This is a genomic window from Pseudomonas sp. URMO17WK12:I9, from assembly GCF_900230165.1.
Lineage (GTDB): Bacteria > Pseudomonadota > Gammaproteobacteria > Pseudomonadales > Pseudomonadaceae > Aquipseudomonas > Aquipseudomonas fulva.
Window position 1 is genome coordinate 38,996 of the sequence record NZ_OCMQ01000002.1, and the last position, 13,473, is coordinate 52,468.

11 protein-coding genes are annotated in these 13,473 nt (G+C 60.5%); 8 read left to right on the plus strand and 3 right to left on the minus strand.

The annotated features are described in order from the left end of the window. Window positions 1–170: 170 nt before the first annotated feature. From CRP40_RS04840 to CRP40_RS04855, 4 genes are all read left to right on the plus strand, one after another. Window positions 171–2,093: a PrkA family serine protein kinase gene (locus CRP40_RS04840; protein ID WP_027913626.1), complete on the plus strand. Its 1,923-nt coding sequence runs from the start codon at window positions 171–173 to the stop codon at window positions 2,091–2,093. A gap of 138 nt (window positions 2,094–2,231) precedes the next feature. Further along, window positions 2,232–3,503 carry a YeaH/YhbH family protein gene (locus CRP40_RS04845; protein WP_027913625.1) on the plus strand — a complete coding sequence of 424 codons (1,272 nt, stop codon included), beginning with the start codon at window positions 2,232–2,234 and terminating at the stop codon, window positions 3,501–3,503. Then, window positions 3,500–5,068, plus strand: a complete 1,569-nt coding sequence (locus CRP40_RS04850; protein WP_027913624.1) for a SpoVR family protein — start codon at window positions 3,500–3,502, stop codon at window positions 5,066–5,068. The genes CRP40_RS04845 and CRP40_RS04850 overlap by 4 nt, the downstream gene beginning before the upstream one ends. Before the next feature lie 54 nt (window positions 5,069–5,122). Next, window positions 5,123–6,229, plus strand: a complete 1,107-nt coding sequence (locus tag CRP40_RS04855; protein ID WP_027913623.1) for a multifunctional CCA addition/repair protein — start codon at window positions 5,123–5,125, stop codon at window positions 6,227–6,229. 93 nt (window positions 6,230–6,322) lie between these two features. Here CRP40_RS04855 and folK read toward each other — a convergent pair whose 3' ends face one another. Next, window positions 6,323–6,832, minus strand: a complete 510-nt coding sequence (gene folK / locus CRP40_RS04860; RefSeq protein WP_027913622.1) for a 2-amino-4-hydroxy-6-hydroxymethyldihydropteridine diphosphokinase — start codon at window positions 6,830–6,832, stop codon at window positions 6,323–6,325. After that, entirely contained in the window at window positions 6,823–7,179 is a 357-nt protein-coding gene (gene folB / locus CRP40_RS04865; RefSeq protein ID WP_027913621.1) for a dihydroneopterin aldolase, read from the minus strand. Before folB ends, folK begins: the two co-directional genes overlap by 10 nt. 74 nt (window positions 7,180–7,253) lie before the next feature. Here folB and plsY point away from each other — a divergent pair, with 74 nt between their 5' ends. Beyond that, window positions 7,254–7,823, plus strand: coding sequence for a glycerol-3-phosphate 1-O-acyltransferase PlsY (gene plsY / locus CRP40_RS04870; protein ID WP_027913620.1), 570 nt, complete (start codon window positions 7,254–7,256; stop codon window positions 7,821–7,823). Between the two features lie 3 nt (window positions 7,824–7,826). Here the strand turns inward: plsY and tsaD are convergent, their stop codons facing one another. Further along, window positions 7,827–8,852, minus strand: a complete 1,026-nt coding sequence (gene tsaD / locus CRP40_RS04875) for a tRNA (adenosine(37)-N6)-threonylcarbamoyltransferase complex transferase subunit TsaD (RefSeq protein ID WP_027913619.1) — start codon at window positions 8,850–8,852, stop codon at window positions 7,827–7,829. A 204-nt stretch (window positions 8,853–9,056) separates the two neighbouring features. Here tsaD and rpsU point away from each other — a divergent pair, with 204 nt between their 5' ends. The 3 genes from rpsU (at window position 9,057) to rpoD (ending at window position 13,465) form a co-directional block, all read left to right on the plus strand. Continuing rightward, window positions 9,057–9,272, plus strand: a complete 216-nt coding sequence (gene rpsU, locus CRP40_RS04880; RefSeq protein ID WP_003255575.1) for a 30S ribosomal protein S21 — start codon at window positions 9,057–9,059, stop codon at window positions 9,270–9,272. Window positions 9,273–9,573: 301 nt separating this feature from the next. Next, window positions 9,574–11,550 carry a DNA primase gene (gene dnaG, locus CRP40_RS04885; protein ID WP_027913618.1) on the plus strand — a complete coding sequence of 659 codons (1,977 nt, stop codon included), beginning with the start codon at window positions 9,574–9,576 and terminating at the stop codon, window positions 11,548–11,550. 67 nt (window positions 11,551–11,617) lie between these two features. Beyond that, a complete protein-coding gene (rpoD, locus tag CRP40_RS04890; RefSeq protein WP_027913617.1) occupies window positions 11,618–13,465 on the plus strand; it encodes an RNA polymerase sigma factor RpoD in 1,848 nt (615 codons plus the stop codon). Window positions 13,466–13,473: the final 8 nt, after the last annotated feature.

The window sequence follows — 13,473 nt, forward strand, 5'->3', positions numbered from 1 at the left end:
CCTTAAGCGCAGGCCATCCGGAAAAAGGGGAGAGCCGGTACACCGGCGTGCGGGTCATCGGTAGCGCTATAGGGTGTTTGGGGGGTATATGGCAATCGGCAGTGCCGCTTGCATGCCAGCATCAGCTGACTGATCCGGCGTCGTCTCAACGTATCGAGCGAGGTGACGTCATGAGTATTTTTAGCCACTTCCAACAACGCTTCGAGTCCACGCGCCAGGAAGAACTCTCGCTGCAGGAGTACCTGGAACTGTGCAAGGAGGATCGTAGCGCCTACGCATCGGCATCCGAGCGCCTGTTGCTGGCCATCGGTGAGCCAGAGCTGATCGACACCTCTACCAACTCCAGGCTGTCGCGCATCTTTTCCAACAAGGTCATCCGGCGCTACCCGGCCTTTGCCGACTTCCATGGCATGGAAGAGTGCATCGACCAGATCGTGTCGTACTTCCGCCATGCCGCCCAAGGCCTGGAAGAGAAGAAACAGATTCTGTACCTGCTCGGCCCCGTGGGTGGCGGCAAATCCTCCCTGGCCGAAAAGCTCAAGCAACTCATGGAACGGGTGCCTTTCTACGCCATCAAGGGGTCGCCGGTCTTCGAATCACCGCTAGGGTTGTTCAACGCCACTGAAGACGGGGCCATCCTCGAGGAAGAATACGGCATCTCGCGGCGCTACCTGAACACCATCATGTCGCCGTGGGCCACCAAGCGCTTGCAGGAATTCGGCGGCGATATCAGCAAGTTCAAGGTGGTCAAGCTCTATCCGTCCATCCTCAACCAGATTGCCATCGCCAAGACCGAGCCTGGCGACGAGAACAACCAGGACATCTCTGCGCTCGTGGGCAAGGTGGATATCCGCAAGCTCGAAGAATTCCCGCAGAACGACGCCGACGCCTACAGCTATTCAGGCGCGCTTTGCCGCGCCAACCAGGGCCTGATGGAATTCGTCGAGATGTTCAAGGCGCCCATCAAGGTGCTCCACCCACTGCTGACCGCCACCCAGGAAGGCAACTACAACAGTACGGAAGGTTTGGGCGCCATCCCCTATTCCGGGATCCTGCTGGCGCACTCCAACGAATCCGAATGGCACACCTTCCGTAACAACAAGAACAACGAAGCCTTCATCGACCGTATCTACATCGTGAAGGTACCGTACTGCCTGCGGGTCAGCGACGAGATCCGTATCTACGACAAGTTGTTGGTCAACAGTTCGCTGTCCAAGGCCCACTGTGCCCCGGACACGTTGAAAATGCTGGCTCAGTTCACCGTCCTTTCGCGCCTCAAGGAGCCTGACAACTCCAACATCTATTCGAAGATGCGGGTGTATGACGGTGAAAACCTCAAGGACACCGATCCCAAAGCCAAGTCCATCCAGGAATACCGCGACTCGGCCGGCGTCGATGAAGGCATGAACGGCCTGTCGACCCGCTTCGCCTTCAAGATCCTGTCTAAGGTGTTCAACTTCGACCCCCATGAGGTGGCGGCCAACCCGGTGCACCTGCTGTACGTGCTTGAACAGCAGATCGAGCAGGAACAATTCCCGGCCGAGGTACGCGAACGCTACCTGCGCTACCTGAAAGAATACCTCGCCCCCCGGTACATCGAGTTCATCGGCAAGGAAATCCAGACGGCTTATCTGGAGTCCTACAGCGAGTACGGCCAGAACATCTTCGACCGTTATGTGCTGTATGCCGACTTCTGGATCCAGGACCAGGAATACCGCGACCCGGAAACCGGCGAGATTCTCAACCGCATCGCCCTGAACGAAGAGCTGGAGAAGATCGAGAAACCGGCGGGTATCAGCAACCCCAAAGATTTCCGCAACGAGATCGTCAACTTCGTACTGCGCGCCCGTGCCAACAACAATGGCAAGAACCCAAGCTGGCTCAGCTACGAGAAGCTGCGGGTGGTGATCGAGAAGAAAATGTTCTCCAACACCGAAGACTTGCTGCCCGTCATCAGCTTCAACGCCAAGGCCAGCAAAGAGGATCAACAGAAACACAACGACTTCGTCACGCGCATGGTGGAGCGTGGCTACACCGACAAGCAGGTGCGTCTGCTGTCGGAATGGTACCTGCGGGTCAGGAAATCGCAATAAAGCGGCAAGCGACAAGCCGCAGGCTTCACGCTGGCCGGCGCCGGGCACCCGTTCGGCGCCAGTGCCCGCAGCTGCGGCGGCTGCTCTTTCTTGCAGCTTGAAGCTTATGGCTTGCAGCTGCTCCCCGCAGGAGGAACCATGAGCTACGTTATCGACCGACGCCTGAATGGCAAGAACAAGAGCACGGTCAACCGCCAGCGCTTTTTGCGCAGGTACCGTGATCACATCAAGAAGGCCGTGGAAGAAGCGGTCAGTCGCCGTTCCATCACGGATATGGAGCACGGCGAACAGATCAGCATCCCTGGCCGTGATATCGACGAGCCGGTGCTGCACCATGGCCGTGGCGGCAAGCAGACCGTCGTACACCCGGGTAACAAGGAATTCACTGCAGGTGAGCATATTCCCCGTCCGCAGGGTGGCGGCGGCGGCAGTGGCCGTGGCAAGGCCGGCAACGCCGGTGACGGCATGGACGACTTCGTCTTCCAGATCACCCAGGAGGAGTTCCTCGAGTTCATGTTCGAGGACCTGGAGTTGCCAAACCTGGTCAAGCGTCACCTGACCGGTGCAGACACCTTCAAGAATGTGCGCGCAGGTATTGCAAGCGAGGGTAACCCGTCACGCATCAATATCGTACGTACGCTGCGCTCGGCCCATGCCCGGCGGATCGCATTGACCGGCAGCAGCCGTGCCCTGCTTCGCGAAGCCCAGAAAGAACTTGCCCGCCTGCGCGTCGAGGAGCCTGACAACTTCACCGACATCCAGGAAATCGAGCAGGAGATCGAGCGGCTGAAGGCGCGTATCAACCGTCTGCCCTTCCTCGACACCTTCGACCTCAAGTACAACTTGCTGGTGAAACAACCGAACCCCAGTTCAAAGGCGGTCATGTTCTGCCTGATGGACGTCTCGGGTTCGATGACCCAGGCCACCAAGGACATTGCCAAGCGCTTCTTCATCCTGCTGTATCTGTTCCTCAAGCGTAACTACGACCGGATCGAAGTCGTGTTCATACGGCACCACACCAGCGCGCGCGAAGTGGATGAGGAGGAGTTCTTCTACAGTCGCGAAACCGGCGGCACCATCGTTTCCAGTGCCTTGAAGCTGATGCAGGAAATCATGGCCGAACGCTACCCGGCCAGTGACTGGAACATCTACGCGGCCCAGGCCTCGGACGGCGACAACTGGAACGACGACTCACCCATCTGCCGCGACATCCTCACCCGGCAGATCATGCCGCACGTTCAGTACTACACTTACGTGGAAATCACCCCACGTGAACATCAGGCGCTCTGGTACGAGTACGAACGTATCGGCAATGCCTTCCCCGACACGTTCGCGCAGCAGCAATTGGTATCGGCCGGCGATATCTACCCGGTCTTCCGTGAACTCTTCCAGCGCAGGTTAGCCACATGACCGCCAGAGCACAGAGACGCCAGCCCATCTCCACCGGCTCAGAGTGGACGTTCGACCTGATCCGGACCTACGACCGGGAAATCGGCCGCCTGGCCGAACGTTACGCCCTGGACACCTACCCCAACCAGATCGAGGTGATCACCGCCGAGCAGATGATGGATGCCTACGCCTCGGTCGGAATGCCGCTGGGTTATCACCACTGGTCTTACGGCAAGCAGTTCCTCAGTACCGAGAAATCCTACAGCCGCGGGCAAATGGGGCTTGCCTACGAAATCGTCATCAACTCTGACCCCTGCATCGCCTACCTCATGGAAGAGAACACCATGTGCATGCAGGCCCTGGTGATCGCTCATGCCTGCTACGGGCACAACAGTTTCTTCAAGGGCAATTACCTGTTCCGCACCTGGACCGATGCCAGCTCCATCATCGATTACCTGGTGTTTGCCAAGCAGTACATCGCCCAGTGCGAGGAACGTCACGGGATCGATGCGGTGGAAGACCTCATCGACTCTTGCCACGCTCTGATGAACTACGGGGTGGACCGCTACAAGCGCCCCTACCCCATTTCCGCCGAGGAAGAACGTCGCCGCCAGAAGGACCGGGAGGAGCACCTCCAACGGCAGATCAACGACCTATGGCGCACCATTCCCAAAAGTGCCGACAAGGCCAGTGAGCGGGACGACATGCGTTTCCCCGCCGAACCCCAGGAAAACATCCTCTACTTCATCGAGAAGAACGCGCCACTGCTCGAACCCTGGCAGCGCGAGGTGGTGCGTATCGTGCGCAAGATCGCCCAGTATTTCTATCCGCAGCGCCAGACACAGGTGATGAACGAGGGCTGGGCGACCTTCTGGCACTACACGCTGATGAACGATCTGTATGACGAGGGGCTGATCACCGAAGGCTTCATGATGGAGTTCCTTCAGTCCCATACCAGCGTGGTCTTCCAGCCAGGTTTCGATAGCCCCTATTACAACGGTATCAATCCATACGCACTGGGCTTTGCCATGTACACCGACATTCGGCGCATATGCGAGGCACCCACGGAGGAAGATCGCCATTGGTTCCCCGACATTGCCGGCAGCGACTGGCTTTCGACCCTCAAGTTCGCCATGAGCAGCTTCAAGGACGAGAGTTTCATCCTTCAGTACCTGTCGCCCAAGGTGATGCGTGATCTGAAACTGTTCAGCATCCTGGACGATGACCAGCGGGACGAGCTTTACGTGCCTGCCATACACGATGATGCGGGTTATCGCACCATCCGTGAACAACTGGCTGCCCAATACAACCTCGGCAATCGCGAGCCGAACGTGCAGATATGGAGTGTTGATCGTCGCGGAGATCGCTCACTGACGCTTCGTCACCAGCAACACAACCGCAAGCCCTTGGGGAGTTCGACCGAAGAGGTGCTCAAACACCTGCATCGGTTGTGGGGGTTCGATATTCACCTGGAGACCGTGCAAGGCGACCAGGTGATGAAAACCCATCATATGCCGCCCCGTGGCGAGCACGGCGAAGGCTCTGACTACGGACGCCTGGACATGGCGGTCATTCACCACCTGTGATGCGCCCCCGGGCGGCCGGCAGGTTATGCTGTCGGCAATCAGGGGGAGTTACCTATGCACATTTACAAAGTGGGGGGCGCTGTACGCGACCGTCTACTCGGGCGCCCGGTCAGTGATATCGACTGGCTTGTGGTAGGCGCCACGGTTGAAGACATGCTTGCCGAAGGATTTCGCCCGGTAGGCGCCGACTTTCCGGTGTTCCTGCACCCCAAGACCGGTGAGGAATATGCGCTGGCCCGCACCGAGCGCAAGAGCGGCAGGGGCTACGGTGGGTTTACCTTTCACGCAAGCCCGGACGTCACACTGGAGCAAGACCTGATACGCCGCGACTTGACCATCAACGCGATGGCCGAGGACGCGTGCGGTACGCTCTACGATCCTTACCAGGGCAAGGCCGATCTCGATCGACGCCTGCTTCGCCACGTTTCTCCGGCGTTCGCCGAAGATCCTCTGCGTGTATTGCGCGTGGCCCGTTTTGCTGCGCGCTATGCGCCCTTGGGTTTCAAGGTGGCCAACGACACGCTGGGGTTGATGCAGCACATCAGCGCGTCGGGTGAGTTGCTGGCGTTGACGGCAGAACGCACCTGGAAGGAAATCGAGCGGGCATTGATGGAAGCGCACCCCCAGGTATTCTTCGAAGTCCTGCGAGCGTGCAATGCCCTGCAAGTGCTGCTGCCGGAACTGGAGCCTCACCCCCAGACCCTGGCCTCACTGGAACAGGCAGCCAAGCTTCAGCTTGCTTTGCCCATACGCTGGGCCTGTCTGCTGCATCCTTTGCCCACCGCGTCGATCAAAGCGCTCAATCAGCGCCTGAAAACCCCGCGAGAATGCCAGGAGCTGTCGATGCTGACCAGCCAGTGCCTGGAGCAGGCCAATCAGGCCTTTGAGCTGCCTGCCCAGGCGCTGCTGGATCTGTTGCAAACGTTCGACGTTTACCGCAGACCGCAGCGTTTCGAGGACTTTCTAGCAGCGTGCAGGGCGATCGCGCAGGGCAACGGGCGGACAGACTACCGGCAGGCAGACTACTTGCAAGGGGCTATGGCCGCTGCCCGGGCCGTGGATGTGAAGCCGCTGGTTCAGGGTGGTCTCACCGGCCAGGCATTGGGTGAGGCCTTGAAAAATGAGCGCCTGCAGGCGCTCGATGCCTACAAGGGCAGCTAGCGACGATGCCGCGCAGCTCGCTCGACCTGCGCGGCAACCCCAGCAGCAGATGGCTGACATACCGGGACTTGCATCCGACAGTACGAGCCTCCATCAGCCAGGCGTCAGTTGCAACCCACGCCACTCGAAGGCGACTGGCGCCAGCACCTGATCGATCTGCGCCTCTTGCCATACCTGCGCCATGGTCTTGCCTACACCCGGGTGCACCAGTTCAGGCGCCAGCAGCGACAACGGCCACAGCACGAAGGCATTTTTCAGAATCTCGGCCCGGGGCAGCACCAACCCGTCGAAAGTGCCATGCAGGTCGTCATACATCAGCACGTCGATATCCAGGGGTAGGCCGAGTCGATCAGGGGCATACCGGCCATTGTCGGCCTCGATGAATTTCAGCCGCCGGTCCAGTTCGATCAACGGCAACGTCGTCTGCCCGGTCACCACGAAATTGATGAACGGCCCGCTCTTGATGCCCACCGCCTGGCTTTCGAAGGCTGGCGAGCAGCGCATGTCGGTCAGGATGGCGGCCAGCGCATCGAGGCCGGCACACAGGTGGGTGTGCCGATCGACGTTGCTGCCAAGGCCTAGGTATACCGTGCTCAGAGACATCCGCGCTCGATCTCCACGCCAACACCACCACGCGCTGCCGGCACTGCGCCCGGCTTGGTGAGCTTCAGGCGTACCCAAGGAATGCCGAACTCGTCCATCAACACGGCAACGAGGCGCTCGGCGAAGGTTTCGACCAACTCGAAGCGTGCCTGCTCGGCGAACCCCTGGATACGCGTCGAAACGCTCGCGTAATCGAGCGCCAGGGCGAGGTCGTCGCCCGCGGCCGCAGGCCTGTTGTCCCAGGCAAAGCTCAGGTCAAGCCGCAGGCACTGGCGAATATCCCGCTCCCAGTCATAGGCACCAATCACGGTATCGACTTCCAGGCCTTCGATGAACACTCTGTCCAAGCACTTCTCTCCACAGCACGACAAGGGCGACTGGCGCCGTTAGAATCAGGGCGTCCTCGCCCGGAATAGTTAGCATGTTTTGGTTACTGGCGCTGCTCGCCTACCTGCTCGGCTCGCTGTCCTTCGCCATTGTCCTGAGCCGCCTTGCAGGCAGCCCGGACCCGCGTTGCAGTGGTTCGGGCAATGCCGGCGCGACCAACATGCTGCGCCTGGCAGGGCGCAAGATGGCGATCCTGACCCTGCTTGGCGACCTGTGCAAGGGGCTGTTGCCGGTAATGCTCGCCCGCCTTGCCGGGCTGGACCTGCACGCGCAGGCCTGGATCGGTATCTGCGCAGTGCTGGGCCACCTGTTCCCCGTGTACTTTCGCTTTCGCGGTGGCAAGGGCGTCGCGACCGCGGCCGGCATGCTGGTCGGCCTGTACCTGCCTGCCGCATTGCTGGCCATCGTTGCCTGGCTGCTGACCCTGTACCTCACCCGGACCAGTTCCCTGGCTGCGCTGATCGCAACACCGCTGACCCTGCCATTGCTGGCCTGGCGCCAGCCCGAGGCCCTGCTGCCGATGACGGTACTGACCGTCCTGATCGTATGGCGCCATCGCAGTAACCTGCGTGACCTGTTTGCAGGCCGCGAGCGGCACTTCTGAGCCCTACAGGGGCGGCAGCTGCTCCATCGGCCAGCGCGCCTGCACACTGATCGCCAGGTCCTGCTGCTGCCCCACCAGCAGTCGCTGGCAGCCGGCATAGGCGATCATGGCTCCGTTGTCGGTGCAGAACTGCGGACGGGCGTAATAGACATTGCCCTTGAGGTTGCCGAGCATGTCTTCCAACGAAGCGCGCAGGGCCTTGTTGGCGCTGACCCCCCCGGCGATGACCAACCGCTTGAGGCCCGTCTGCTTGAGCGCCCGCTTGCACTTGATGGTCAGAGTCTCTACCACCGCCTGCTGGAACGCCAGGGACACGTCGCAACGGGTTTGTTCGTTGTCGTCGCCAGCCTCCCGGCACTGCTGCCAGGTATTGAGGGCAAAGGTTTTCAAGCCACTGAAACTCATTGCCAGGCCTGGCCGATCGGTCATCGGTCGTGGGAACACGAACCGGCCCGGTGTGCCGCGTTCGGCAAGCCGGGCAATTTCCGGCCCACCGGGGTAGTTCAGCCCAATGAGCTTGGCGGTCTTGTCGAACGCCTCGCCGGCCGCATCGTCCAGGCTCTCGCCGAGCAACTCGTATTGACCGATGCCATCGACGCGCACCAGCTGGGTATGACCGCCGGAAACCAACAAGGCGACGAACGGAAACGCCGGCGGGTTTTCTTCCAGCATGGGCGCCAGCAGGTGGCCTTCCATGTGGTGTACACCGATGGCCGGGATATCCCAGGCAAAGGCCAGGGCCTGGGCGCAGGAGGCACCGACCAGGAGTGCGCCGACCAGCCCGGGGCCTGCGGTATAGGCGATGGCGTCGATTTCGGTGGCCACGCAGCCCGCTTCGTCCAGCACCTGGCGAATCAGCGGCAGCATGCGCTTGACGTGATCGCGCGATGCGAGCTCGGGCACCACGCCGCCGAATACGCGGTGCAGGTCGATCTGACTGAACAGCGCATCGGCCAGCAGGCCCCGCTCACTGTCGTATAATGCGACGCCGGTTTCGTCGCAGGATGTTTCCAATCCCAGTACTAGCATGGGCTCGTCCCTTGTGGGGGCTGAATTCGAAGGCGCGCATGATAGTCCCCGTGCAAGGTGCCGACCAGCGGTTTTCGATCAGAGGCTTTGCATTCCGGCTTGCTAAGGGTTAACATCCGCAACCCTTGAAAACCGACGTTCTCCAGCACACCTTTGTTTTGCCAGGAGCGCGTCTACCCCGGTAATGAATTAAGGTAGCCCTGGATGCCAGCCGTCAAAGTTAAAGAGAACGAACCCTTCGACGTAGCTCTGCGTCGTTTCAAGCGCTCCTGCGAAAAAGCCGGTGTACTGGCTGAAGTTCGTAGCCGCGAGTTTTACGAGAAGCCGACCGCAGAGCGTAAGCGTAAGGCAGCTGCCGCTGTCAAACGTCACGCCAAGAAAGTTCAGCGCGAACAGCGCCGCGCCGTTCGTCTGTACTAATACAGACGTTCATCGCAAAGCTTCTGCCCTGCCCGGTTAACCGCCGGGCGATGGCAGTGGTCGTTTCAAACTTGAGCAACTTGCTCAAGGCTCCATGCACCTGTTCAAGCACCGTGCATGCGGGCAACCTGCCTGAAACGTCAGAACTGGTCATTGTGCTGTAGGCCAGGCGTGCACGTCCGACTGACGGGCCTTATGGGCCGGCGACGAGCACTTATTCCCCGCATAGCTTCAAGCATCACCCGCTGCATTCGGCGCGTGAGCGATTAGACTTGCCAGTTGCCAGATTGACGAGACTGCCATGGCCGGGCTGATTCCCCAGAGTTTCATTGACGACCTCATCAACCGCCTCGACATCGTCGACGTGGTCAGCTCCCGTGTCCAACTGAAAAAAACCGGCAAGAATTATTCTGCCTGCTGCCCGTTCCACAAGGAAAAGACCCCGTCCTTCACCGTGAGCCCCGACAAGCAGTTCTATTACTGCTTTGGTTGCGGCGCCGGTGGCAATGCCCTTGGCTTCGTCATGGACCACGACAACCTGGATTTTCCCCAGGCCGTCGAGGAACTGGCACGCGCGGCAGGCATGGAAGTCCCGCGCGAGCAAGGCCGGCGCGACCAGAAACCGCGCCAGCCGACCGATTCCCCGTTGTATCCGCTGCTGGACGCCGCCTCGGAGTTCTACCGCCAGGCCCTGCGCAGTCACCCGACCCGCAAGGCGGCGGTGGAATACCTCAAGGGCCGCGGCTTATCCGGCGAAGTGGCGCGGGATTTTGGCCTGGGTTTCGCGCCGCCGGGCTGGGACAACCTGCTCAAGCACCTGGGTGCCGACACGCTGCAGCAGAAGGTCATGATCGATGCCGGCCTGCTGATCGAGAATGCCGAAACCGGTAAACGCTATGACCGCTTCCGCGATCGGGTGATGTTCCCGATTCGTGACAGCCGTGGCCGTATCATCGCCTTCGGCGGCAGGGTGCTAGGCGACGACAAGCCCAAGTACCTGAACTCCCCTGAAACGCCCGTGTTCCACAAGGGCCAGGAGCTGTACGGGCTGTACGAGGCCCGCAAGCACAACCGCAACCTCGACGAAATCATCGTGGTCGAGGGCTACATGGACGTGATTGCCCTGGCCCAGCAGGGCTTGCGCAACGCCGTGGCCACCCTGGGCACTGCCACCAGCGAAGAGCACCTCAAGCGCCTGTTTCGCGTGGTCCCGAGCGTACTGTTCTGCTTCGACGGCGACCAGGCCGGGCGCAAGGCGGCCTGGCGGGCGCTGGAGTCCGCCCTGTCGAACTTGCAGGACGGCCGTCGCGCGCGCTTTCTGTTCCTGCCCGAAGGCGAAGACCCGGACAGCTTGGTCCGCGCCGAAGGCACCGACGCCTTCATGGCCCGCATCAATCAGCACGCCCAACCGCTGGCCGATTACTTCTTCGAGCAGTTGAGCATCGAGGCAGACCCTCGCTCGCTCGAGGGCAAGGCGCACATGGCGACCCTGGCTGCACCGTTGATCGAAAAAATTCCGGGCGCCAACCTGCGTCAGCTGATGCGCAACCGCCTGCGGGACATCACCGGGCTCGATCCGCAGCAGGTTGAGCAACTGGCCCAGCAGGCCCCCGCGGCGCCCAGCGCAGACTACGATCCAGGCTATGACTACGACGCCATGGTCAGCTACACGCCTGATTACGGCGACATGCCGCAGCCCGATTATGCTGGCGCCCATCAGGAACAAGCCTGGACGCCAAAAAAGGCCGGCGGCAAGAAACCCTGGAGCGACAAACCCTGGGACAAGCATCGCAAGGGCGGCAAGCCGTGGCAGCGTGACGAGCCCCCGCCCCGCGTGCCGGCACCGGTCGAACCGCCTACGCTGGCGGCGCTGCGTACGCTGCTGCACCACCCGCTGCTGGCCGGCAAGGTGGAGGACGCCAGCCATTTTGCCGACGAAGAACAGCTCTACAGCCAACTGCTGGTGGCATTGATCGAAGCTGCACAGAAAAATCCTGGGCTAAGCTCAATGCAGCTGATCGCACGCTGGCATGGCACCGAACAAGGTCGCCTGCTGCGGGCCTTGGCGGAGAAGGAATGGTTGATCGTGGCCGACAACCTTGAACAACAGTTTTTCGACACCATTACTAGCTTGTCCGCTCGCCAACGTGAGCGAAGCCTGGAACAACTGCTCAGGAAATCCCGTCAAAGCGAATTGACCAGCGAGGAAAAAACCCAGCTTCTCGCCTTGTTGAGCCGGAATGTTCCCGCACAAAACCCGACCTCATCTGGCGCGTGAGGTCCATGCTCGGGTATAATCCTCGGCTTGTTTTTTGCCCGCCAAGACCTTCAGTGGATAGGGTGTTATGTCCGGAAAAGCGCAACAGCAGTCTCGTATCAAAGAGTTGATCACCCGCGGTCGTGAGCAGGGCTACCTGACTTACGCGGAGGTCAACGACCACCTGCCTGAGGATATTTCAGATCCTGAACAGGTGGAAGACATCATCCGCATGATCAACGACATGGGGATCAACGTATTCGAGAGTGCTCCGGATGCGGATGCCCTTCTGTTGGCGGAAGCCGACACCGACGAAGCCGCGGCCGAAGAAGCCGCTGCTGCGTTGGCGGCAGTTGAGACCGATATCGGCCGCACGACCGACCCGGTACGCATGTACATGCGTGAAATGGGTACGGTCGAGCTGCTGACCCGTGAAGGCGAGATCGAAATCGCCAAGCGGATCGAGGAAGGCATTCGTGAAGTCATGGGCGCCATCGCCCACTTCCCGGGCACTGTCGATTACATTCTCGGCGAGTACGACCGCGTCACCACCGAAGGTGGCCGTCTGTCGGACGTCCTCAGTGGTTACATCGATCCCGATGACAACATCGCAGCACCGACAGAGGAAGTGCCGATTCCAGGCGCCAAGACTGCCGCTGCGAAGGAAGAGTCCGAGGACGAAGAAGAAGAGTCCGACAGCGACGACGAAGAAGAGACCGAAAGCGGTCCGGACCCTGTCGTTGCGGCCCAACGCTTCGGCGCGGTATCCGATCAGCTTCAGGCCACCAACAAGGTCCTGAAGAAGAACGGCCGTGATCACAAGGAAAGCATTGCTGCCCTGCAGGCACTGGCCGATCTGTTCATGCCGATCAAGCTGGTACCCAAGCAGTTCGAAGTGCTGGTCGAGCGCGTTCGCGGCGCACTGAGCCGCCTGCGTCAGCAAGAGCGCGCCATCATGCAGCTGTGCGTGCGTGATGCCCGCATGCCGCGTGCCGACTTCCTGCGCATGTTCCCGAGCAACGAAACCGACCAGACCTGGAGCGGTGACCTTGCCAAGCGCAACACCAAATGGGCTGCGGCCTTGGGTGAAAAGGACGCAGCTATCGTTGCGTGCCAGCAGAAACTGATCGACCTTGAGACCGAAACCGGCCTGACCGTTTCCGAAATCAAGGAAATCAACCGTCGCATGTCGATTGGCGAAGCCAAGGCTCGCCGCGCCAAGAAAGAAATGGTCGAGGCGAACCTGCGTCTGGTGATCTCCATCGCCAAGAAGTACACCAACCGTGGCTTGCAGTTCCTGGACCTGATCCAGGAAGGCAACATCGGCTTGATGAAGGCTGTGGACAAGTTCGAATACCGTCGCGGTTACAAGTTCTCGACCTATGCCACCTGGTGGATTCGTCAGGCGATTACCCGCTCCATCGCCGACCAGGCACGCACCATTCGTATTCCGGTGCACATGATCGAAACGATCAACAAGCTCAACCGCATTTCCCGGCAGATGCTGCAGGAAATGGGTCGTGAGCCGACCCCGGAAGAGTTGGGCGAGCGCATGGAAATGCCTGAGGACAAGATCCGCAAGGTACTGAAGATCGCCAAAGAGCCAATCTCCATGGAAACCCCGATCGGTGACGATGAAGATTCGCACCTGGGTGACTTCATCGAGGACTCGACCATGCAGTCCCCGATCGACGTGGCCACGGTCGAGAGCCTCAAGGAAGCGACCCGCGATGTCCTGTCGGGCCTCACGGCACGTGAAGCCAAGGTCCTGCGCATGCGCTTCGGCATCGACATGAACACCGATCACACCCTTGAAGAAGTGGGTAAGCAGTTCGACGTGACCCGCGAGCGGATCCGTCAGATCGAGGCGAAGGCGCTGCGCAAGCTGCGTCACCCGACTCGAAGCGAGCACCTGCGCTCCTTCCTCGACGAGTGATGACTAAC